This window comes from Rhizobium redzepovicii (genome assembly GCF_019793435.1).
GTDB lineage: Bacteria > Pseudomonadota > Alphaproteobacteria > Rhizobiales > Rhizobiaceae > Rhizobium > Rhizobium redzepovicii.
Map to the genome: position 1 here is coordinate 125,450 of NZ_JAILYH010000009.1, position 21,209 is coordinate 146,658.

21 protein-coding genes are annotated in these 21,209 nt (G+C 61.6%); 16 read left to right on the forward strand and 5 right to left on the reverse strand.

Annotated elements, in window-relative coordinates; all coding sequences use genetic code 11:
• Positions 1 to 3: 3 nt before the first annotated feature.
• The 3 genes from K6N12_RS16090 to hpaR all read right to left on the reverse strand — a co-directional run bounded on the left by K6N12_RS16090 (position 4) and on the right by hpaR (position 3,124).
• Positions 4 to 1,410, reverse strand: a complete 1,407-nt coding sequence (locus K6N12_RS16090) for an aldehyde dehydrogenase family protein (protein WP_097626219.1) — start codon at positions 1,408 to 1,410, stop codon at positions 4 to 6.
• 102 nt (positions 1,411 to 1,512) lie between these two features.
• On the reverse strand, positions 1,513 to 2,499 hold the full coding sequence (locus K6N12_RS16095) for a helix-turn-helix domain-containing protein (RefSeq protein WP_097626218.1): 987 nt from the start codon (positions 2,497 to 2,499) through the stop codon (positions 1,513 to 1,515).
• A gap of 109 nt (positions 2,500 to 2,608) precedes the next feature.
• Positions 2,609 to 3,124, reverse strand: a complete 516-nt coding sequence (gene hpaR / locus K6N12_RS16100; protein ID WP_375166082.1) for a homoprotocatechuate degradation operon regulator HpaR — start codon at positions 3,122 to 3,124, stop codon at positions 2,609 to 2,611.
• A gap of 235 nt (positions 3,125 to 3,359) precedes the next feature.
• On the opposite strand from hpaR, the gene K6N12_RS16105 reads away from it, so the two are divergent.
• The 10 genes from K6N12_RS16105 to K6N12_RS16150 all read left to right on the forward strand — a co-directional run bounded on the left by K6N12_RS16105 (position 3,360) and on the right by K6N12_RS16150 (position 13,308).
• Positions 3,360 to 3,626: an acylphosphatase gene (locus K6N12_RS16105; protein ID WP_097626216.1), complete on the forward strand. Its 267-nt coding sequence runs from the start codon at positions 3,360 to 3,362 to the stop codon at positions 3,624 to 3,626.
• 126 nt (positions 3,627 to 3,752) lie between these two features.
• A complete protein-coding gene (locus K6N12_RS16110) occupies positions 3,753 to 4,406 on the forward strand; it encodes a Rieske (2Fe-2S) protein (protein WP_097626215.1) in 654 nt (217 codons plus the stop codon).
• Complete coding sequence (locus tag K6N12_RS16115; RefSeq protein WP_097626214.1) at positions 4,403 to 5,248, forward strand: aromatic ring-hydroxylating oxygenase subunit alpha; 846 nt, start codon at positions 4,403 to 4,405, stop codon at positions 5,246 to 5,248. The genes K6N12_RS16110 and K6N12_RS16115 overlap by 4 nt, the downstream gene beginning before the upstream one ends.
• A complete protein-coding gene (locus K6N12_RS16120) occupies positions 5,245 to 5,904 on the forward strand; it encodes a glutathione S-transferase family protein (protein WP_097626213.1) in 660 nt (219 codons plus the stop codon). Before K6N12_RS16115 ends, K6N12_RS16120 begins: the two co-directional genes overlap by 4 nt.
• A gap of 1 nt (position 5,905) precedes the next feature.
• Positions 5,906 to 7,285: an amidohydrolase gene (locus K6N12_RS16125; RefSeq protein ID WP_097626212.1), complete on the forward strand. Its 1,380-nt coding sequence runs from the start codon at positions 5,906 to 5,908 to the stop codon at positions 7,283 to 7,285.
• Positions 7,286 to 7,311: 26 nt separating this feature from the next.
• Entirely contained in the window at positions 7,312 to 8,409 is a 1,098-nt protein-coding gene (locus tag K6N12_RS16130; RefSeq protein WP_097626211.1) for a BMP family ABC transporter substrate-binding protein, read from the forward strand.
• A 3-nt stretch (positions 8,410 to 8,412) separates the two neighbouring features.
• Positions 8,413 to 9,936 (forward strand): ABC transporter ATP-binding protein, encoded by a 1,524-nt coding sequence (locus tag K6N12_RS16135; protein ID WP_097626210.1) that lies wholly within the window; start codon positions 8,413 to 8,415, stop codon positions 9,934 to 9,936.
• Positions 9,933 to 11,033 (forward strand): ABC transporter permease, encoded by a 1,101-nt coding sequence (locus K6N12_RS16140; RefSeq protein WP_097626209.1) that lies wholly within the window; start codon positions 9,933 to 9,935, stop codon positions 11,031 to 11,033. The genes K6N12_RS16135 and K6N12_RS16140 overlap by 4 nt, the downstream gene beginning before the upstream one ends.
• Positions 11,030 to 11,941, forward strand: a complete 912-nt coding sequence (locus K6N12_RS16145; RefSeq protein ID WP_054183546.1) for an ABC transporter permease — start codon at positions 11,030 to 11,032, stop codon at positions 11,939 to 11,941. Before K6N12_RS16140 ends, K6N12_RS16145 begins: the two co-directional genes overlap by 4 nt.
• A gap of 179 nt (positions 11,942 to 12,120) precedes the next feature.
• Positions 12,121 to 13,308, forward strand: coding sequence for an alpha-hydroxy acid oxidase (locus K6N12_RS16150; protein WP_097626208.1), 1,188 nt, complete (start codon positions 12,121 to 12,123; stop codon positions 13,306 to 13,308).
• An 18-nt stretch (positions 13,309 to 13,326) separates the two neighbouring features.
• On the opposite strand, the gene K6N12_RS16155 is transcribed toward K6N12_RS16150, so the two are convergent.
• On the reverse strand, positions 13,327 to 13,500 hold the full coding sequence (locus K6N12_RS16155) for a hypothetical protein (protein ID WP_165503924.1): 174 nt from the start codon (positions 13,498 to 13,500) through the stop codon (positions 13,327 to 13,329).
• Positions 13,501 to 13,817: 317 nt separating this feature from the next.
• Between K6N12_RS16155 and K6N12_RS16160 the strand changes: the two genes are divergently transcribed.
• From K6N12_RS16160 to K6N12_RS16170, 3 genes are read left to right on the forward strand one after another with little or no spacing between them, the layout of a single operon-like run.
• Positions 13,818 to 15,131, forward strand: a complete 1,314-nt coding sequence (locus K6N12_RS16160; RefSeq protein WP_097626207.1) for a CmpA/NrtA family ABC transporter substrate-binding protein — start codon at positions 13,818 to 13,820, stop codon at positions 15,129 to 15,131.
• 56 nt (positions 15,132 to 15,187) lie between these two features.
• Entirely contained in the window at positions 15,188 to 16,081 is an 894-nt protein-coding gene (gene ntrB / locus K6N12_RS16165) for a nitrate ABC transporter permease (protein WP_064654446.1), read from the forward strand.
• Positions 16,082 to 16,092: 11 nt separating this feature from the next.
• Positions 16,093 to 16,890, forward strand: a complete 798-nt coding sequence (locus K6N12_RS16170; protein ID WP_222134934.1) for an ABC transporter ATP-binding protein — start codon at positions 16,093 to 16,095, stop codon at positions 16,888 to 16,890.
• Positions 16,891 to 16,982: 92 nt separating this feature from the next.
• Here the strand turns inward: K6N12_RS16170 and K6N12_RS16175 are convergent, their stop codons facing one another.
• A complete protein-coding gene (locus K6N12_RS16175) occupies positions 16,983 to 17,657 on the reverse strand; it encodes a GntR family transcriptional regulator (protein ID WP_027683086.1) in 675 nt (224 codons plus the stop codon).
• A 340-nt stretch (positions 17,658 to 17,997) separates the two neighbouring features.
• On the opposite strand from K6N12_RS16175, the gene K6N12_RS16180 reads away from it, so the two are divergent.
• Genes K6N12_RS16180 through K6N12_RS16190 form a run of 3 tightly spaced genes read left to right on the forward strand, consistent with a single transcriptional unit; the run spans position 17,998 to position 21,199 of the window.
• A complete protein-coding gene (locus K6N12_RS16180) occupies positions 17,998 to 19,125 on the forward strand; it encodes a BMP family ABC transporter substrate-binding protein (protein ID WP_097626204.1) in 1,128 nt (375 codons plus the stop codon).
• A 20-nt stretch (positions 19,126 to 19,145) separates the two neighbouring features.
• Positions 19,146 to 20,273, forward strand: a complete 1,128-nt coding sequence (locus K6N12_RS16185; RefSeq protein ID WP_183780138.1) for an ABC transporter permease — start codon at positions 19,146 to 19,148, stop codon at positions 20,271 to 20,273.
• Complete coding sequence (locus K6N12_RS16190) at positions 20,273 to 21,199, forward strand: ABC transporter permease (protein WP_183780135.1); 927 nt, start codon at positions 20,273 to 20,275, stop codon at positions 21,197 to 21,199. The genes K6N12_RS16185 and K6N12_RS16190 overlap by 1 nt, the downstream gene beginning before the upstream one ends.
• Positions 21,200 to 21,209 lie beyond the last annotated feature (10 nt).

The window sequence follows — 21,209 nt, forward strand, 5'->3', positions numbered from 1 at the left end:
GGCTCAGCTCAACACCGTCTGGATCGTCGTGAATTCCTTCAGTCCTTCGGCGCCGAATTCGACGCCGATGCCGGATTGTTTGACGCCCCCGAAGGGTGCATTGGGTTGAATCGTGCCGTGCTTGTTGATCCAGACCGAGCCGCATTCGAGCTGCCTTGCATAGCGCTTGGCCTTCTCGACATCGGCAGACCAGACCGAACCGCCGAGACCCGCCGGATTCTGGTTGGCGCGGGCGATCACCTCGTCGAGATCACTGTAACGGATGATCGGCAGGGCCGGACCGAACTGCTCCTCATCGACCAGCCGGACACCATGATCGACATCGGCAACCAGCGTGATCGGATAGAAATAGCCGGGCCGGTCCATCGGCGCGCCGCCGGTCAGAATGCGGCCGCCTTGTGTGCGCGCATCATCGACGAGATCGCGCACCTTGTTGAACTGCATTTCGTTTTGTATCGGGCCGAGGATGCTGGCCTCATCCAGGCCGTCGCCGACAGTGATCTTGCCGGCATAATCGGCAAGTGCGCTGCAGACCTCCTCATAGATGCTGTCATGCACATAGAGGCGTTTCAGCGCCGCGCAGGTCTGGCCGTTATTGATGAAGGCGCCCCAGAACAGGCCCTCGACAATGCCTTTCGGATCGACGTCGGGCAGCACGATGCCCGCATCGTTGCCGCCGAGTTCCAGCGTCAGCCGTTTCAAGGTGGCGACGGCCGAGGCCATAATTTTCTTACCGGTCTCGGTGGAACCGGTGAAGGTCATCTTGGCAATACCGGGATGAGCGGAAAGCGCAGCCCCGATGCTGTTTTCGCCGGTGATCACATTGACGACGCCGGGGGGCAGCACCTCGTTGATGATCTCGACCAGACGGATGGTCGAGAGCGGCGTCAGGGGCGACGGCTTGATGACGACGGTATTGCCGGCCCGCAGCGCCGGCACGATGTGCCAGCAGGCAATCATGACGGGCCAGTTCCAGGGCGTGATCGAACCGACGACGCCGATCGGCTTGCGGTGCAGCTCGACACGTCCTTCATTGTCATCCTGCAGGATTTCCACCGGCAGATCGAGTTCGGCCGTATGACGTGTCCAAGCGATCGCGCCGCCGATTTCAAACCGCGATCCTAGACCATTGAGCGGCTTGCCCTGCTCCCGGGTTAGGATCTGCGCCAGTTCTTCGGCGTGCTCGGCGATCTTCTCGGCAAGGGCCCGGCAGGCCGCGGCGCGCTCTTCATTCGAGGTCTGCGACCAGCTTTTGAAAGCCGCGGCGGCGGCGGCAACGGCTTGGTCGAGATCGGCTTCCCCGGCAAGCGGCATATAGCCGACGATTTCGCCGTTCGATGGATTGGCAACCGGCGCATGATGGGTCGTGGCGACAGTTTCGCCACCGATGAGCAGGGTAGACTGCTTCACGATATTCTCCTCCCGTGAGATTGGGGAGGACTATGACTTTGGCTGGATAAGCCGTCTTGGGGAGAAACGCGCCTCGTCTTGGACGGAAGCGCAAATTGCGCGTCAGACCATCCGTGGCACCGCTTCGCCGGCGCGCAGCAGCTCGCTCGGCGCACAATCGAACAGTTCTTTGAAGCTGCGGTTGAAATAGGAAATGTCGTTGAAGCCGGCGGAATAGGCGACTTCGGCGATCGTTCCGGCGTGGCGCTGCTCCTTGAGCTGCTCGATCTTTTCGCGTGCAAAGCGCAGGCGCTTGTCGCGGATGACGGTGGTGCAGGTCATGCCCAGTCCCTGGAAGTCCTGCTGCAGCGTGCGGATCGAGACGCCGAGCCTCGTCGCCAGCCATTTGGCGCTGAGATCGCTCTCGGTCAGGTGTTTGTCGATCAGGATATCGACCATCTGCATGCGCCTGCCGGCACTGTCATGCAAGGAAGTCAGGCTTGCCGTCTGGATGTCGGTCGACAGAAATGCCTGGCGCGTCGTGTCGAACATCAGCTGGCGCAGATGCGGCGAGGCCGCCTCGCTTTCCGGCGTCGTCATCATCTTGGCGATCAGCGCACGCAGCATCATCGTCATCGGATCGTCGGCCGCAAGCTTGCGGGCCACGTCGAAATCCACCTTGCTGCCCGAATACATCAATTGCCGCGGCAAATGCAGGGACAGATGATTGGAGAAGTGACCGCGGAAATAGAAGGTGGTCGGCCGCGTGGAATCGACCAGAATGCATTCGCCGACATCGAGAATGTTCTGCTGGCCGGAATGCTCTACGCCGCAGGCTCCCTCGAGCTGCAGGATCAGGAACAGATGTTCGTGGGCATCGCGGCGAATGTCGTCCCAGCCGCGATGGACATAATCGAGATCGTTGGAGACGTGGGCAAATTCCATGCCGCAGACGTCGATGCGGCTTGCCGTGCCGGTCACCTTGTCGCCCCGTTGCATCGTATGCGCGTTGAAATTCCCGCAGATATTGTGAAGGTCATCCGACCATTGATCGTAAGGCGTCGGCGACCAGGCGCGATCGACGAGGCTGCGGTTCTGCAACAGGTCCAACTCTGCCTCCCAACAGTGTCTACACAGCTGAAGACTGCCGCAGGCCGGACTGGCCGTCAATTAAATATTTAACACATTAATCAAGAGGCTGTGCATGGGGCGGAAGCCGTCACTCCTCACCGCCGGTCGCGCCTTCGAGCCTCAGCGCCGTCAGCTCGTCCAGCATGTCCAGCAGTTGCTCGACCCGCTCCGCCCCGAAGCGTACGCCGATATCGGCATAGACCTTCAGGCTCTCCGGCATCACCTCGTCGACCATTGCTCGCCCGGCAGGCGTAATCCGCAGCAGCACCCGCCGACCGTCGGCCTTGTCCTTATGTTTGGTGATGAAGCCGCGCTCTTCGAGCGAGCGGATCATGCGCGTCAGGCTCGGTGCCAGGATCGAGGCCTTGTCCGCCACTTCGCTGGCATCGAGCGTACCTGCTTCGGAGAGCACACGGATCACCCGCCACTGCTGCTCGGTTACATCATGCGCCGCCAGGATCGGTCGGAAATGGCTCATCACCGCTTCGCGCGCCCGCAAAAGCCCGATCGCGAGCGACCGCTGGCGCTCTTGCGATGAACCCGGCAACGACGGCATCTCGCGTTTCTCCTGCTGTCCATTCTTCATCGGCGTCCGATCGTGCAATGATTGAATATCGATTCTTCGCCACATTGAGCCGCCGCGGAAAATCGCAAGACAGCTAGTTAACACAGCAACGACCAACCACAAGCCCATCCGCTCGATCGATCGACAAGGCTTATGAGCATCGTGACGGTCGCCGGTGTTTGCGGAGCAAACTCCGACGGCGTATCCTCGCTTCGACGATACCCCTTTCGCAAGTGCATTCAGGCGCTATGGTGTTGGAAAAACAAGGGCGAGCATGAGACAAAATACAAGCCACCTCCAGGAGCGGATGACCATTGTCGGTGATCTCAAGGCTGCGTCCTTTATCCCCTGGATCCGGCGCCATGCCGCCAAGCTCGGGCTGTCGCACACCATATCCCATGCGAGTTCCATGCGGATCGAGCTCGAGCTTTCAGGACCGGAGGATTTGATCGACATGATGGAGGTGGGGTGTTCACTGGGGCCAATCGACGTATGGGTCGAGTGCATAGAACGCACTGCGAGGATGGGCGAAAAGGCCTAACACCATGTGCGGTTTTTGCGATGTGCATATTATTTAACCATCGTTGCCAATGCGAAAAAACTATGCAAACGTGAGGCCTTGAGCGTATCGTTTTACAAAACGTGGTGTAGTTCAGGAAGTCTAGTCATGCCATCCGATCCGACCGGCTTTTGGACGCCAGTCGCCCTCTCCCGGGATCTGCCGGCCGCAACAGTCATGCCGGCCCGGACGGCATCTGGATCGATTGCCCTCTGGCGCAGCGCTTCGGGGCGTATATCGGCGTCGGCGGATCGCTGTCCGCATCGTGGCATGCGCTTGTCCCATGGCTTCGTGCGCGGCGAGGCGCTTTCCTGCATCTATCACGGCTGGAGTTATGGCCAGGCCGGAAACTGTCTGCGCATTCCTGCCCATCCGGGGCTGGCGCCGCCAGAAACCATCCGTGTCGCCACCCATGAGGTCGAGGAAGCGGGCAGCATGATCTGGGTGGCCGTGGGCACGCCCACTTCGAAGCCGCCGAGGCTTGATGGCCTCATTCCCCTGCGCTCGCTAACGGCGTTTGCAGGCACTGCCGCGATTGAAGCGGCGGCCGGCGTGAAGGCGAACCCTGACGGTCTTGTCGAGATCGACGCACCCACCGGCAGCCTCTGTCTGTTATTATCCGCCCAAGAAGACGGGCAGACGCTGATCCATGTGCTCCTGAAGGATGACCTCGGCCCAGCTGCGGCCATCGGCGCTTCGCGGGTTGCCGAAAGTCTGCGGCGCCGGGCTGAAGATCTTCAGAAAAAGGAGATCGCGCGGTGAGCATGCAGGCGATGATCGACGAATGGTATCCGGTTGGGCTTTTCAGTCAACTCGACAGCGCCGGTCGCAAAACGAGGCTGATGGGCGAGCCGATCGGCGTGGCGAGCGACGCCGATGGCAATGCGAGGGTAACGGGCGACGACGGCCGCGTTCTGCCGGTGCGCGTGCGTTACGGCCATGTCTGGTCCTCGCTCGGCGAGCCGAGGAAGGATATTTTCCCGATCCCCGAGGCCGACCAGCCCGGCCGCCGTTTCGTCGACGTCGGCGTGGTGCGCGTGCGCTGCTCGCCCCTGCGCGCCGTCGAGAACTTCCTCGACATTGCCCATTTCCCCTTCGTCCACACCGACATTCTCGGCGCAGAGCCGCACACCGAGGTTCAGAACTACAAGGTCGAGATCCGCGAGGAAGAAGATGAAGTCTGGGCAACGCAGGTGAAGTTTTACCAGCCGCAGGCCGCCAAATCGGCAAGCGGCGGGATCACGACGGAATATATGTACCGCGTGCCGGCACCGACTTGCTCCGTGCTCTACAAGACCTGCCCGCCGCGCCCGAGCGAGTGGGATGTCATCACGCTCTTCGTGCAGCCGCTGGCCGAGGACCTGTGCGACGTCTGGCCGTGGATGGCGCTTTTCGATGACGAGACCGCGATGACCGACCTCATCCACTTCCAGCAGACGATCTTCCTGCAGGACCGGTCGATCCTGGAAAACCAGATCCCGTCGCTTCTGCCGCTCGATCCCGGCATGGAAATCCCGACGCGGGCCGATCTCACATCGATCGCTTACCGGCGCTGGCTGAAGCGTCACAATTATACCTATGGCGCGCAGCTGGTGGCGCAATGAAGCTCTACGACTACATTCTCTCCCCCAGCTGCTACAAGGTGCGCCTGATGGCGGCGCTGACCGGCGTCAAGCTGGAACTCCGCCCGGTGGATTTCCATCCCGGCGCCGAGCATCGCGGCCCCGAGCTTCTCGCCCTCAATCCGGCAGGTTCCATTCCAATCCTGGAGGATGGAGATCTGATCCTGACCGAGTCGTCGGCAATCCTCGTCTATCTCGCCGCCAAGGCAGCACCCGAATGGCTTGGCAATGGCAAGGCCGAAGAAGCTGCAAAGGTACAGCAATGGCTGTCCTTTTCCGGCCGGCTGACGGCAAGCCTGGGCGGCGCGCGGCTTCACGAAATGCTGCTGCGGCCGGGCGATATCGGCGGGTTGCAGGCCCAGGGCATCGCCGCACTTCGCGAGCTTGAGGCGGGACTGGTCGAGCAGGGTGTTCGCGGCATGCGCTTCCTCGCAGCCGACCAGCCGACAATTGCCGACATCGCCTGCTTCCCCTATGTGGCGCTGGCGCCCGATGGAGGCGTGGCGCCGGATGCTTATCCCGCCATCCGGCTCTGGTCGCGGGCGCTACGTGCGCTCGATAGGTTTATCGAAATGCCCGGTATTCACCGGCTGCACGAATTGAAGCCGGAACCCCAGATAGAGCCGGGCGAGGTATGACATGACCGGCTATCTCCTGAAGAACTGCGCAGCCGTGATCGTCGACGAGGGCAAGGGGCCGGTCGTCCGTCGCCATGTCGATCTATTGACCGAGGGTCCGGCGATTATGGCGATCGGCGAAAATCTGGCTGCGGACGCGCTTCCCGCCGGCACGACCATTCAGGATGCCGCCGGCTGGTTCGTCTATCCCGGCCTAGTCAACACCCACCATCATTTTTTCCAATGCTTCGTGCGCAATCGCGTCGATCTCGACTGGACAAAGCTTTCGGTCATCGAGTGGCTGGACCGGATCTACCCGATCTTTTCGCAGCTCAATGAGGAGTGTTTTTACCACTCCTCCGTCACGGCGATGGCCGAGATGATCAAACATGGCTGCACCACGGCCTTGGATCACCAATACAATTTCCCCCGCCACGCCGGGAAGCGGCTGATCGACCGCCAGTTCGAGGCAGCCGAGCTACTCGGCATGCGCTTCCACGCCGGCCGCGGCGGCAACACCCTGCCGAAGTCGGAGGGCTCGACCATTCCCGACGCGATGCTGGAAACGACCGACGAATTTATCGCCGACTGCGCCCGGCTGATCGACACTTACCACGATGCCAACCCGTTCAGTATGCGCCAAGTCGTGTTGGCGCCCTGCCAGCCGGTGAACTGCTATCGCGAGACCTTCGTGGAATCGGTGGCATTGGCGCGCGATCGCGGCGTCATGATGCACACCCATGTCGGCGAGGGCGAAAGCCCGGTTATTCAGGCTCGTCATGGCATGCGCACGGTCGATTATCTGGAAGAACTCGGCTTTGCCGGGCCCGACGCCTTCTATGCCCATTGCTGGGAGCTGACTCACGACGAACTCAGGAAGATGGCGGCGAGCCGCACCGGCGTGGCGCACTGCCCGGAGCCGGTTTATCTGGTCGGCGCCGAGGTCACCGACATTCCCGCCATGGCTGCCTTCGGACTGCGTATCGGCCTTGGCTGCGACGGGGCCGCCTCCAACGACAATTCCAACCTGATGCACTGCCTGCACTCCGCCTATATGCTGCAGTGCCTGGTATCTTCCAGCCGCGCCCATCCCGTGCCGCCGCCCGTCGATTTCCTCGGCTACGGCACGACAGGCGGTGCGAGCCTGCTCGGCAGGCGCGACATCGGCCGGCTGGCGCCCGGCATGGCAGCCGACCTGTTTGCGATCGACACGCGTCGGATGGATTATGTCGGCACGCGGCACGATCCGTTGAGCCTGATTGCCCGCGTCGGCATCGGCATGGCGACCGATATGACGATGATCAATGGCCGCATCGTCTGGCAGAAGGGGGAATTCCCCGGTCTCGACGAGGCCAAACTGGCCGCCGACGCCGAGGCCGCCCTATCCGCCGTCGAATCTTAAAAAAGCCAAAAGAGGGAACTGAGAACATGACCAAACTGACCCGCAGAAACCTGATGACGGCCGCTGCCGCCACCGGCCTTGCCGGCGCGCTCGGCAGCCGCCTTGCTTTCGCCGCCGACCAGCCGCTCGGCATCACGCTCGTCGTCCCTTCGCCGATCGGCGATGTCGGCTGGGGGCACGCCCTTGCCGCCGGCCTCGAGCCGATCAAGGCCGCTTACGGCGACAAGGTGAAGGTCACCGTGCTTGAGAATATCGCCGAAGGCCCGGACGCCGACCGCATCATGACCAAGACCGTCGCCGACGGAAACAAGTTTCTGATCGCCGGCTCCTTCGGCTATCAGAACGGCGCGTTGCAGATCGCCCGCCGTGATCCAGGCGTGACGGTCCTGCATGCCTCCGGCTTCCAGGTTGCTCCCAATTTCTCGCCGTTCGCCGCCAAATATTTCCAGGGCACCTATCTGCTCGGCATGGCTGCCGCAGCACTTTCCAAGACCGGCAAGCTCGGCTCCGTGTCCGCCTTCGCGATTCCCGAACTCATCACTTCGATCAACGCCTTCACCCTCGGCGCCCAGGCCGTCAAGCCCGATATCGAGGTCTCGGTAGTGTGGGTGAACTCCTGGTTCGACCCGGCCAAGGAGCAGGAAGCCGCCAAAGCCTTGATCGCGCAGAAGTGTGACGTGATCTTCTCCAACGCCCAGGACACGCCGTCCGTCATCTCGGCCTGCGAGGAAGCCGGCGTCTACGCCTTCAACCTCAACTCCTCGATGAAGAAATACGCACCGAAAACCTATCTCGGATGCATCTCGACGGATTGGTCGCCGTTCTTCAAGGCATCGGTCGACGCCCATCTCGCCGGCACGTTCAAGGGCGCCAATGCGTTCCTCGGCGTCGCCGACAAGGTCGTCGAAGTGGTCGATTGGAATCCGGATGTTCCGGCAGACGTGATGGCCAAGATCAAGGAGATCGAGGCAAAGATCGCCGACGGCAGCTTCTCGCCCTTCACCGGGCCGATCACCAAGGCCGACGGCAGCGAGGGTGTCGCATCTGGCGCAACCATGGCCGACCCCGAGATCATCGCCATGAATTGGCACGTCAAGGGCGTCTCGACGCCGCTGCCGAAATAAGTCATGACCACCCCGCTCCTGTCGCTGCGCGGCATTTCGAAAAGCTACGGCCAAGTCCATGCCAATCAGGCAATCGATCTGGACGTGGCTCCGCAATCGATCCACGCGATCCTCGGAGAAAACGGGGCGGGAAAATCGACGCTGATGAAGCTGATCTACGGTGTCGAGCAGCCGGACGACGGAGATATCGTCTGGGAAGGCACACCCTTACGCCTCGCCTCCCCCGCGGAGGCGCGGCGCAAGGGCATCGGCATGGTCTTCCAGCACTTTTCGCTGTTCGAGACCTTGACGGTCATCGAGAATATTCAGCTGGTGGTGCCGGGTCGGAAAGCCGATCTCAAGGAACGTATCCGGTCGCTTGGACGGGAGTTCGGCCTTGAAGTCGATCCGCTTGCCCATGTGCATGCGCTGTCCGTCGGCGAGCGGCAGCGGGTGGAGATCATCCGAAGCCTGATGACCAATCCGAAGCTGCTGATCCTTGACGAGCCCACCTCCGTCCTTCCGCCGCAAATGGTGGAGAAGCTCTTCGACACCCTGCTTCGGCTGCGTGATGGCGGCGTTTCCATCCTGCTGATTTCCCACAAGCTCGAAGAAATTCGGGCGATCTGTGACCGCGCGACGATCCTGCGCGGCGGGCGCGTGACCGGGGATGTCGATCCGCGCGAGCATGATGCCCATGACCTGGCCCGGATGATGATCGGCCGCGATATGCCCGCACCCATCTCCGCGCTGCCGCTGTCTGGCGGGGAAAAGCGGCTGGAGATCATCGGTTTGGACCACCAGCCCGACGATCCCTTCGCGGTGCCGCTTTCCGGCCTCAGCCTTGAGGTGCGTGCCGGCGAAATCCTCGGCATCGCCGGTGTTTCGGGCAACGGCCAAAGCGAGCTTGCTGCGCTGATTTCAGGCGAGACCATGCTGGGGCGCGAACAACGCGACCGGATTTACATGATGGGAATGGATGTCGGCAGGCTCGATGCCGCCGCGCGGCGGCAGCTCGGATTTGCCTTCGTTCCGGAAGACCGGCTCGGACGCGGCGCGGTGCCCGAAATGTCGCTCGTCCTCAACAGCCTGTTGACGGCCCATCCGCTCAAGCTTTTACGGCGTGGTCTCATCGAAAGGGCACGGGCGATGACGTTCACCACGGATTGTATCCATCAGTATGATGTCCGGACATCCGGCCCGGATGCGGAAGCCGGCACCCTGTCCGGCGGCAACCTGCAGAAGTTCATCGTCGGCCGCGAAATCATGCTGTCTCCGAAATTGCTTTTCGTGGCGCAGCCGACCTGGGGTGTTGATGTCGGCGCTGCCTCTGCTATCCGCAGCCGCCTGGTCGCATTGCGCAATCAGGGCATGGCGATCCTCGTCATTTCCGAGGAGCTGGAAGAATTGTTCGAACTCTGCGATTGCATCCAGGTGCTGCATCACGGACGGCTCAGCCCGCCGCTTGCAACCCGGGACACCAAGCCCGAGGAGATCGGCCGATACATGATCGGGGCCCATGTCTCGCCCGAGAAAGTTCAACAATGAGCGTCTGGTTTCCTGCTTCCCTTCCCACCCTGGTCCGCCGGGAGCGCGCCTCGCTGGCCGCGGCCTTGGGCGCACCCGTCATCGCGCTCGGGGGGGCGATCGCACTTAATCTCGGCCTTTACGTCTTGATGGGCCGCGACCCCGTCGCGGTCGTCTATGCGATGCTTTTCGAGCCCTTCCTCTCCTGGGCTTCATTTTCGGAAGTTCTCCTAAAGGCCGGGCCTCTCCTTCTCATCGCCCAGGGGCTGGCAATCGGCTTTCGCGCCAAGGTTTTCAATATCGGCGCCGAGGGCCAGTTTATCCTTGGGGCGATCTTCGCCTCCGCCATCCCGGTCTGGTTTCCCCAGGCGTCGGGCCAGTGGATCTGGCCGGCGATGCTGCTGCTCGGCGCCATCGGCGGCGCGATTTGGGCTTCTCTCACCGCCTTCTGGCGCGTGCGCCTCAATGCCAATGAGATCCTCGTTTCGCTGATGCTGAGCCTCGTTGCCGCGCAATTGTTGAACTATCTGCTGCTCGGGCCCTGGAAGGATCCGAACGGCTTTAATTTCCCCCAGTCGGTGATGTTCCAGTATGATGCGATGGTGCCGACCCTGATTGTCGGCACTCGCGTCAATGTCTCCTTCCTCATCACCCTCGTTTTGTCGGTTGCGGCCTGGGTCTTCATGCAGAAGAGCTTCATCGGCTATAAGCTGCAGGTCGGCGGCTTGGCGCCGCGGGCTGCCGGCTACGCCGGTTTCAGGGAAGGCTGGGCGATCTGGCTTTCGCTGCTGATCGGCGGTTTTGCTGCCGGTCTTGCCGGCGCCGCCGAAGTCGCCGGTCCGCTCGGCCAACTGCAGCGTTCGGTCGCGAGCGGCTACGGTTATGCGGCCATCATCGTCGCCTATCTCGGCGGCCTGCATCCAATCGGTATCGTGGTCTCGGCGCTGGTCATGGCGGTTATCTATATCGGCGGCGACAATGCCATGGTCTCGGCCAGCCTGCCGATCGCCGCCGTCCGCGTCTTCCAGGGTAGTCTGCTGCTCGCCTACCTGATCGCCGTCGCCTTCGTGCGCTACCGTCTTGAATGGCGCCGCACCGCCCAGCGGAGCCTGCCATGAACGCCATCGAGTTCATTCTTGCCGGCATGCTTGCGGCTGCGACACCGTTTCTTCTGGCGGCACTCGGCGAATTGGTGGCCGAGCGCGCCGGTGTCCTCAACCTCGGGGTCGAGGGATTGATGGCCCTTGGCGCCGTGCTCGCCTTCATCGTCGTTTATCATGGCGGCGGACATTTTCTTGGTTTCATCGTCGCAGGGCTCGGCAGCGCCGCCCTTTCACTGCTCTTTGCCTTCGTCACGCTCGGGTTCCGGGCAAACCAGGTGGCTGCCGGCCTTGCCATCGGCATTCTTGGCCAAGGCCTTTCGGCCCTCTTCGGCAAGACCTATGAAAGCCTGACGGTCAAGGGTCTTCCAAAGCTTGCTCTTCCAGCGCTGTCGGAACTGCCGGTGATAGGGGGCCTTTTCGTTCAGGACATCGTCGTGTGGATTTCGCTCGCCGCGACGCTGGCTCTTTGGGCCATACTTGCCTACACCAAGCTTGGTCTCATCGTCCGCGCCGTCGGTGAGAACCCGAAGGCCGCCCACGCCATCGGCTATTCGGTGATATCGGTCCGCATCCTCGCCATCGCCTTCGGCGGCGCGATGGCAGGTTTCGCCGGTGCCTATGCGGCGGTCGTTTACACACCACTCTGGGCTGACGGGATGATCGCCGGACGCGGCTGGATCGCCATCGCCCTCGTCGTCTTCGGGACCTGGCTCACCGGTCGCATCTTCCTTGGGGCCTGCCTTTTCGGCGCAGTCTCGTTGATGGGTCTTGCGGCCCAGGCAACCGGACTGGACGTTCCCTCGCAGCTACTGTCGAGCCTGCCCTATCTCGTCACCATCATCGTGCTCGGCATCATCTCCGCCGACCGTCGCTTACTGAAACTGAACGGTGTGGCTTCGCTCGGCGAACCATTCGAGCGATAGCGCATCGTGCGGTCTGTTGATTACCGCCGGTATGCTGGTTACCTTGATATTTCCGTCCATTCGGAAGGGTCGCAAGGAAGCATTCGAGGCAAACGAAGATTGCGGCGGGGAGGCTGACTGTCGGTAGCGGTGGCCCTCTCTCAGAAAACGAATTCGCCTGTAATCCAACGGAGCAAGCCATGAAAGTAAGCAGCCTCCAGTCCCGCCGTTCGACCCGGCTGGCGCAGGCTATGCTCTGCCTCGATGACTTCGAGCCAAAGGCAAAACGGCATCTGCCGAAGCCGCTCTATGCCTATATTTCCGGTGGAACCGAAACCAACGCATCGCTGCGAAATAATCTCGAGGCCTTTCAGGCTTATGCGTTTCGACCGCGTATTCTGCGGGATGTGTCAAAGCGAAGCACGGAGACGACCTTATTCGGTCAGACCTATGCCGCCCCATTCGGGATTGCCCCAATGGGTATCAGTGCGCTCATGGCCTATCGCGGCGACATTATTCTTGCTGCCGGTGCGGCGCAGGTCGGGATTCCGATGATCATGAGCGGATCCTCGCTCATTCGACTCGAGGAGGTTATTGCCGCCGCGCCCGCGAGCTGGTTCCAAGCCTACCTGCCCGGTGAACCCGAACGCATCGATGCGCTGGTGGACCGCGTTGCGGCGGCAGGCTTTAGCACCTTGTTGCTGACCGTCGATACCGCCACGCTCCCGAACCGGGAAAACAATATCCGGGCAGGCTTCTCGACGCCTCTGCGGCCGAGCCTTGCTTTGGCCTGGCAGGGTGTCTCGCACCCGCAATGGACTATCGGGACATTTCTGCGCACTGTCGCCCGCCACGGCATCCCGCATTTTGAAAACTCCTACGCAACCAGAGGCGCACCCATCATCGCCTCGAACGTCACGCGGGACTTCGGCCGGAGAGACCATCTGAACTGGAGCCATCTCGAGCGCATCCGCAGCCGCTGGAGCGGCAAGCTGATCGTCAAGGGCATTCTTCATCCGGACGATGCGGCGCGTGCCGTCGAGACAGGGGCTGACGGGGTGATCGTCTCCAATCACGGCGGCCGCCAGCTCGATGGCGCCATATCTCCCCTGGCGGCGCTTCCCGAGATCGTGGAGCGTCTGGGTGACACGATCCCAGTCATGATCGACGGCGGCTTTCGCCGCGGAACCGATATTATCAAGGCTTTGGCGCTCGGGGCACGTTTCGTGTTTGTCGGGCGGCCGTTTCTCTATGCGGCGGCCGTTGCCGGTCTGCCTGGTGTATTGAGGGCGGCAGACATCCTAAAGTCTGAGCTCCACAGCAATATGGCCCTGCTCGGCGTAACGACGATCGAGCAAGTTTCTCGCGGCCACCTCGTTCCGGCTTGACGAAACAGCCGTGATCTCTCACCAGCGCGGATCGTCGTCGCGAACCTTCCGGCAGCGGGCGCGCCCATCGGCATTTTTGGTCGAGGCCTCTCCGCCCTTGTCGGCAAAACCTGTGACTGGAGCGACGATTTCGGCTTGATGGCACCAGCCAGCGACCGAAATGACGCGTGTGCACTGCACAAATAGGCGCATTCACGACTGCGAGCATAGCAACAATCGCCCAATGAATCGGCACTTAGCATTAATGCCTAAAATATAATCAATAGCGGATTTGCGAAATATCTCCTGTTGATTCAGTCTGTTAACGGCCGCTTTCAGGATTGGCACGCTGATTGCAGGTTCTAAGGCGCATCGGTCAACGGCGACCGGCGCGGATAGGCGCGGTATAAGCGCCTACACAGACACCGACGTCGCAAGGTCTTTGCACTCCAGGATGCTCCCATCCCTGGACGTAAATTCCGGCGGCGTTTTTTTGCGTCCGAATTCAGCCAGCAGAGGGGAACCTGCAGATGAAAAAAATTTCGACGACTGGGATTTCAACAACCGGCATGACCCGCCGCAGCATGCTCAAGACGACCGCAGCGGCTGCCCTCATCGGCGCCGTCAAGGCTGCCTTTCCGTCCGGCGCCTTCGCAGCTGGGGCAGGGCCTGAGGTGAAAGGTGCCAAGCTCGGCTTTATCGCTCTCACGGATTCCGCACCGCTGATCATCGCCAAGGAAAAGGGCTTTTTCGACAAGCATGGCCTTCCGGAAACGGATGTGGCCAAACAGGCATCCTGGGGTGCGACCCGCGACAATCTCGTGCTGGGCGGCGCAGCAAACGGCATTGACGGTGCCCATATCCTGTCGCCGCTCCCCTATCTCATGCATACCGGCAAGGTGACGCAGAACAATAAGCCGGTGCCCATGGCAATCCTCGCCCGGCTCAACCTCGACAGCCAGGGTATTTCCGTCGCCAAGGAATATGCCGAAACCGGCGTGCAGCTCGATTCCTCCAAGCTGAAGGCGGCATTCGAGAAAAAGAAGGCTGAGGGCAAGGAGATCAAGGCCGCCATGACCTTCCCGGGCGGCACCCATGACCTCTGGATCCGCTACTGGCTCGCCGCGGGCGGCATCGATCCGAACAAGGACGTTTCGACCATCGTCGTGCCGCCGCCGCAGATGGTTGCCAACATGAAGGTCGGCAACATGGACGTCTTCTGTGTGGGCGAACCGTGGAATGAGCAGCTCGTCAACCAGGGCATCGGCTTTACCGCAGCTACCACCGGCGAGCTCTGGAAGGGGCATCCTGAAAAGGCGCTCGGACTGCGCGCGGAGTGGATCGAACAGAATCCCAATGCTGCCAAGGCCCTGCTGATGGCTGTCATGGAGGCTCAGCAGTGGTGCGAAAGCATGGACAACAAGGCGGAGATGGCTGACATTCTCGGCAAGCGCCAATGGTTCAACGTTCCGACGAAGGACGTGCTCGGCCGCCTCAAGGGCGATATCAATTATGGCAATGGCCGCGAGGTCAAGGCCACCGACCTCTATATGAAGTTCTGGAAAGACGGCGCCTCCTACCCGTTCAAGAGCCACGATACCTGGTTCATGACGGAAAACATCCGCTGGGGAAATCTCCCGGCGAGCACCGACATCAAGGCGCTGGTCAACCAGGTGAACCGCGAAGACATCTGGCGCGAGGCCGCCAAGGATCTCGGCGTCGCGGCGGCCGATATTCCCGCATCGTCTTCTCGCGGCAAGGAGACTTTCTTCGACGGCAAGGTCTTCGACCCTGAAAATCCCTCCGCCTATCTCGACAGCCTTTCGATCAAGGCTGTCTCCTGACCCGCTCCGGCGCGCGACCGGCGCGCCGGCCTTTCATTCACGTGAGGAGCACGTTGATGTCCGCCCTGGCAAATAAAGAAAATCCCTCCACGGCCGCCTCTGCCAAGCTGGCGGCAAAGGTTCTGCCATTTTCCGGCAAGCACGGATCGCGGATCGATTTTCGTCGAGCGGCACTGACCGCACTTCGCAATGTCGTTCCGCCAGTCGTCGTGCTGGCACTCATCCTGCTTGTCTGGCAGGTGCTCTGTTCGTCGGCGGATGCGTCTTTACCCTCGCCGCATCGGGTCTGGCAGGATAGTTATGACCTGATCGCCTATCCGTTTTTCAACTACGGCTCCCAGGATATCGGGCTCGGCTGGCGCGTGCTCATTTCGCTGCAGCGCGTTCTCTATGGCTTTGGCCTTGCCGCGGTCACCGGCGTCATCATCGGTGCGATCATCGGCCAGTCGATCTGGGCTATGCGTGGCCTCGATCCGATCTTCCAGGTGCTGCGTACGGTCCCGCCGCTCGCCTGGCTGCCGCTGTCGCTCGCAGCCTTCCAGGATTCCAATCCCTCGGCGATCTTCGTGATCTTCATCACGTCGATCTGGCCGGTGATCATCAACACCGCCGTCGGCGTGCGTAATATCCCGCAGGACTACCGCAATGTCGCCGAGGTGCTGCGCCTCAACCAGTTCGAGTTTTTCTGGAAGATCATGCTGCCTTCGGCAGCGCCTTACATCTTCACCGGCCTCAGGATCGGCGTCGGCCTCTCCTGGCTCGCCATCGTAGCGGCCGAAATGCTGACGGGCGGCGTCGGCATCGGTTTCTTCATCTGGGACGCATGGAACTCGTCGCGTCTTCCGGACATCATTGTCGCGCTCGCCTATATCGGCATCGTTGGCTTCGCCCTCGACAAGCTGGTGGCAGCACTGGGCAAACTCATCACCCGCGGCGCCATGGCCAACTGAGGAACGCACCTATGAACGCCTATCTGAAGCTTGATCATATCGACAAACATTTCGATCGGGGCGGCGTGCGCGCCGAGGTCCTGAAGGATATCAACCTGACGATTTCCGCGGGCGAATTCGTCTCGATCATCGGCCATTCGGGCTGCGGCAAGTCTACCCTGCTCAACCTCATCGCCGGCCTGACCCCGGTTTCGGCAGGCGCCGTGCTGCTTGAAAACCGTGAGGTCAATGGACCCGGTCCGGAGCGCGCCGTCGTCTTCCAGAACCACTCGCTGCTGCCCTGGCTGACGGTCTACGAGAACGTTAATCTCGCCGTCTCCAAACTCTTCAACCGAACGAAGACCAAGGCCGAGCGGCATGACTGGGTCATGGCCAACCTCGACCTCGTGCAGATGGCGCATGCGAGGGATAAGCGGCCTTCGGAAATTTCAGGCGGCATGAAACAGCGCGTCGGCATTGCCCGCGCGCTTGCAATGGAGCCGAAGATCCTGTTGCTCGACGAGCCCTTCGGCGCGCTCGATGCGCTGACCCGCGCCCATCTTCAGGACGCGGTGATGGAAATCCACGCCCGGCTTGGCAATACGATGGTGATGATCACCCATGATGTCGACGAAGCGGTGCTGCTGTCCGATCGCATCGTGATGATGACCAACGGCCCGGCGGCCCGCATCGGCGAAGTGCTCGATGTGACCATGTCCCGTCCCCGCAATCGCATCGAACTCGCCTCTGATCGGACATATCTCAAATGCCGTGAAGCCGTGCTGAAGTTCCTCTATGAACGCCACCGCTTCATCGAAGCGGCGGAGTAGAAACCGGGAAATAACCTCGGCGTTTGCCGGCCCTGATCTTTTCGTCTTCGTATCGGGTCCGGCAGCGCCTGATTTTAGGCGTTGGGCTCTCTTTATTCCCCGGGCGTTGCAAAGACCGCGCTGGCATCGCTGACAATTTCCACATGGGAATATGCCGCCTGCCCTGCGGCCGCGGCATCCGCGCGCATGATTGCGGTCACGATCCGGCCGTGCTCCTCATAGGATTTTGCCAGGCGCCCGGGCAGACGGAACTGCGCCCGCCGAAAAGGCGCGAGCCGCGCCCGTGTCTGGGTCACCATCTCAAAGACATGATCATTATGCGCGCCGCGATAAAGCCGGGTATGGAATTCGGTGTTGTGAGCCGAATATTCCTCTTCCGCGCCGGCGTGCACGAGCCTCACCGATGCCCGATGCTCCAACTCCAGCGCGCGCCGCTCGTCGACCGTCATACGCTCGGCCGAGAGCCTGGCGCAGATCGCTTCGAGTTCGGCCATCGCTTCGAACATCGAATGCAGATAAGCCTCGGTGACATTGGTAACGACGGCACTGCGGTTCGGCTCGCGTGCAATCAATCCCATAGCGCCCAACTCACGCAGAGCCTCGCGTACCGGCGTGCGCGAAACGTCGAAACGAACCGCGAGCGATACCTCGTCCAACTTCGCGCCCGGCAGGATTTCACCTGTGACGATCATGTCGGCGATCGCCCGCACCATCTGTTCGACGGTGGTTCCGGTGCGGATCACTTCTCTGCGCCTGGTCTGCTTCACGATACGAATCTGCTCACGTCAACACTCTGCATACAGATGACGTTCGAGACTGGATAAGTCAAATCGGGCGGCGAAGATATTGTTAAATTTTCGCTTTCTCATGCCCGAGATACCTCGGCTAACTCGACTTTGTGCCAACCACGCAGTCACAATGAACAAGAAATATCTATTGATTACTTTTTGCGCAAGAATTCGATCAATCTGTATGCACTTTGCAACGCGCAAGTCTTGCGATAACGGATAAATTATAAAAAACAACAGATTAATTTCTGGCACATGCATTGCATGCACTTTCCTGTACCCGTTCACAACCGGCCCAGCGCCGCAAGGAGCATTTCCGATGACCAAACTCCTTTCCATGAACCGCCGCAATTTCCTCCAGGCTTCCGCTGCCGGTGCGCTTGCCGGCGCCATGCCGGGTCTGATCGCCTCCTCCGCCGCAGCCCAAACCGCGCTGACCGTCGGCTTCATCTATGTCGGCCCCAAGGACGACTACGGCTACAACCAGGCGCATGCCGAAGGTGCGGCCGTCATCAAGGCGCTACCAGGCGTGACGCTGGTCGAAGAAGAGAATGTACCGGAAACCGTCGACGTCCAGAAGACCATGGAATCCATGATCAACCTGGACGGCGCGACCCTGCTCTTTCCGACCTCCTTCGGCTACTTCGACCCACACATGCTGGCCGTGGCCGCCAAACATCCCGACATCCAGTTCCGGCACTGCGGCGGTCTCTGGCAGGAAGGCAAGAACCCGGCCAATACGGGCTCCTATTTCGGCTATATCTTCCAGGGCCAGTATCTGAACGGCATCGCCGCCGGTCATGCGACGAAGAGCAAGAAGATCGGCTTCGTCGCCGCCAAGCCGATCCCGCAGGTTCTGCAGAATATCAATGCCTTCCTGCTCGGCGCACGCACGGTCGATCCGGGTATCACCTGCCAGGTGATCTTCACCGGCGAATGGTCGCTTGCCGTCAAGGAGGCCGAGGCCACCAATGCGCTGGTCGACCAGGGCGCCGACGTCATCACCTGCCACGTCGACAGCCCCAAAGTGGTCGTCGAGACGGCCGCCGGCCGCGGCGCCTTCGTCTGCGGCTATCACGCCAACCAGAGCCCGCTTGCTCCCGAAAAGTACCTCACCGGCGCCGAATGGGCCTGGGGCAACGTCTACAGCGACTTCGTCAAGAAGGCGCAGGCCGGCGAAAAGCTCGGCAACTTCGTGCGTGGTGGCCTGAAGGACGGCTTCGTGAAGATGAGCGCGCTCGGCCCAGGCGTGTCCGCGGAGGGCCGCAAGGCTTTTGAGGCCACGCAGGCGGAGATGATGAAGGGCGGCTTCTCGGTCTTCAAGGGTCCGTTGAAGGACAATAAGGGCGACACTGTCGTGGCTGCCGACAAGAGCTACGCCGAAGACGCGATCGAACTCGAGAGCATGAATTATCTGGTCGAGGGCGTGGTCGGGTCCACAGCGTAAACCGCGAAGGGAGAAGCGCCATGACCATAGAGGCCAATGATCCCGCAATAGCCATCGTGGAAAAACCGGCTTCGCTGCGCCCCGTCCTCGAATGGATCGCGCGGCGAGCCGAGCCTGTTGTCATCGGCCTCGCGGCCATCCTGATCGGTCTTGCGCTCTTCTCCCTCTTCATCCTGGCGGTCGGCAAGTCGCCGGCCACCCTCTTCCAACTGATGTATACCGGCGGCTTCGGCAGCTGGTTTTCGGTGCAGAACAGCTTAAGTCGTGCCGCACCCCTTCTCCTGACGGCACTCTGCGTCGCCCTGCCCGCCCGTCTCGGCCTCGTCATCATCGGCGGGGAAGGAGCGGTCGTGCTGGGCGGCGTTGCCGCCGCAGCCATGGCTCTGCCGCTCGCCGGCACCGCGCCTGTTTTCCTCACCCTCATTCTGATGGCAATCGCTGCCATGGTGGTCGGCGGTATCTGGATCGGCCTTGCCGGTTTCCTGCGCCATTATCGCGGGGTCAACGAAACCATCTCCTCGCTGCTGCTCTCCTATATCGCCATTGCCCTGATGAACCAGTTCGTCGAAGGGGTGCTGCGCGATCCGGCGAGCCTCAACAAGCCGTCGACCAGGCCGCTGCCGGCGGAATACATGCTCGGCAATATTCCCGGCATGGACGTGCATTGGGGTCTCGTCATCGGCATCCTCGCCTGCATGCTCTCCTGGATCGTGATTGAGGCGACGTGCTACGGTTTTGCCGCCCGCATCGCCGGCGGCAACGTGCGCGCCGCGCAGATCCAGGGACTGCCGGTGGGCAGGCTGATCGCCGGATTTACCGCGCTTGCCGGCAGCTTTGCCGGTCTGGCGGGCATGATCGAAGTGGCGGCGGTGCAGGGAAGTGCCAACGCCTCGCTTGCCGCCGGCTACGGTTATACCGGTATCCTTGTCGCCTTCCTCGCCAGGCACAATCCGCTGGCGATCATTCCGGTCGCGATCCTGCTCGGTGGCATCGACGCCTCGGGTGGCCTCATCCAGCGGCGCATGGGCCTGCCGGATGCGACGGTTCTGGTGCTGCAGGGGACACTCTTCATCGTCATTCTCTTCTGCGAAACCTTCTACGGCCGCTTCAAGATCTTCAATCCCGACCTCTGGAAAAGGAGCCTCTGATGGAGGAGACAGGCATCGGCATCTGGGGCGTGCCGCTGGCGATCTTCGCCGGCGCCATCCGCGTTTCCACGCCCTTCATCTTCGTCAGCCTCGGCGAGACGATCACCGAACGCTCCGGCCGCATCAATCTTGGCCTCGAAGGCACGCTCGTCTTCGGCGCCATGACGGCCTATGCGGTGGCCGTCATGACTGGCTCCCCGACCCTCGGCGTGCTGGCCGCAATGGTGGCGGGCGCGATCTTCGGCCTCATCCACGGCTGGATCTGCAAATTCCCCAAGGTCAACGACATCGCCATCGGCATCGCCATAATGCAGTTCGGTCTCGGCATGGCGTTCTTCCTCGGCAAATCCTTCATCCAGCCGGTTGCCCCGAAACTGCCCTCGATCCCGCTCGGCGGCTGGTCGAGCACTCCGCAGGTCCAGGCGGCGCTCAATATCAACGTGCTGTTCTTCATCGGCGCGGCACTTGCCCTCTTCCTGTTCTGGGCCTTCAAGAACACGCGCATCGGCCTGATCCTGCGCGTCGTCGGCGACAGCACCGACGCAGCCCGGGCCATGGGCATCCACCCGGACCGGGTTCGCTTGCTGGCAACGGCAGTGGGCGGTTCGTTGGCGGCAATCGGCGGCGCCTATCTCTCGCTCTACTATCCGGGCTCCTGGAACGAAGGCATTTCGTCGGGCCAGGGCCTGATGGCCGTGGCCCTTGTCATCTTCGCCCGCTGGAACCCGATCGGCTGTTTCCTGGCCGCCCTGCTTTTCGGCGGTGCCGGCGCGCTCGGCCCGGCGCTGCAATCGGTCGGCGTTACACAAGGCTACTATCTTTTTTACGCCGCGCCTTACGTGCTCACCCTCATCATCCTGATCGCCACCTCCTCGCCCACCCGCTCGCTCGCCGGTGCGCCGGGTGCGCTGTCGCTCACGAAATAACGGAGCATCC

What these genes read in the sequence shown, in the direction of transcription:
- K6N12_RS16170 (WP_222134934.1), top strand. Translation starts at nt 16,093, where the DNA reads ATGAACGCCTATCTGAAGCTTGATCATATCGACAAACATTTCGATCGG.
- K6N12_RS16135 (WP_097626210.1), top strand. Translation starts at nt 8,413, where the DNA reads ATGACCACCCCGCTCCTGTCGCTGCGCGGCATTTCGAAAAGCTACGGC.
- K6N12_RS16110 (WP_097626215.1), top strand. Translation starts at nt 3,753, where the DNA reads ATGCCATCCGATCCGACCGGCTTTTGGACGCCAGTCGCCCTCTCCCGG.
- K6N12_RS16125 (WP_097626212.1), top strand. Translation starts at nt 5,906, where the DNA reads ATGACCGGCTATCTCCTGAAGAACTGCGCAGCCGTGATCGTCGACGAG.
- K6N12_RS16185 (WP_183780138.1), top strand. Translation starts at nt 19,146, where the DNA reads ATGACCATAGAGGCCAATGATCCCGCAATAGCCATCGTGGAAAAACCG.
- K6N12_RS16160 (WP_097626207.1), top strand. Translation starts at nt 13,818, where the DNA reads ATGAAAAAAATTTCGACGACTGGGATTTCAACAACCGGCATGACCCGC.
- K6N12_RS16145 (WP_054183546.1), top strand. Translation starts at nt 11,030, where the DNA reads ATGAACGCCATCGAGTTCATTCTTGCCGGCATGCTTGCGGCTGCGACA.
- K6N12_RS16130 (WP_097626211.1), top strand. Translation starts at nt 7,312, where the DNA reads ATGACCAAACTGACCCGCAGAAACCTGATGACGGCCGCTGCCGCCACC.
- K6N12_RS16155 (WP_165503924.1), bottom strand. Translation starts at nt 13,500, where the DNA reads ATGCGCCTATTTGTGCAGTGCACACGCGTCATTTCGGTCGCTGGCTGG.
- K6N12_RS16150 (WP_097626208.1), top strand. Translation starts at nt 12,121, where the DNA reads ATGAAAGTAAGCAGCCTCCAGTCCCGCCGTTCGACCCGGCTGGCGCAG.
- K6N12_RS16120 (WP_097626213.1), top strand. Translation starts at nt 5,245, where the DNA reads ATGAAGCTCTACGACTACATTCTCTCCCCCAGCTGCTACAAGGTGCGC.
- K6N12_RS16190 (WP_183780135.1), top strand. Translation starts at nt 20,273, where the DNA reads ATGGAGGAGACAGGCATCGGCATCTGGGGCGTGCCGCTGGCGATCTTC.
- K6N12_RS16140 (WP_097626209.1), top strand. Translation starts at nt 9,933, where the DNA reads ATGAGCGTCTGGTTTCCTGCTTCCCTTCCCACCCTGGTCCGCCGGGAG.
- ntrB (WP_064654446.1), top strand. Translation starts at nt 15,188, where the DNA reads ATGTCCGCCCTGGCAAATAAAGAAAATCCCTCCACGGCCGCCTCTGCC.
- K6N12_RS16180 (WP_097626204.1), top strand. Translation starts at nt 17,998, where the DNA reads ATGACCAAACTCCTTTCCATGAACCGCCGCAATTTCCTCCAGGCTTCC.
- K6N12_RS16105 (WP_097626216.1), top strand. Translation starts at nt 3,360, where the DNA reads ATGAGACAAAATACAAGCCACCTCCAGGAGCGGATGACCATTGTCGGT.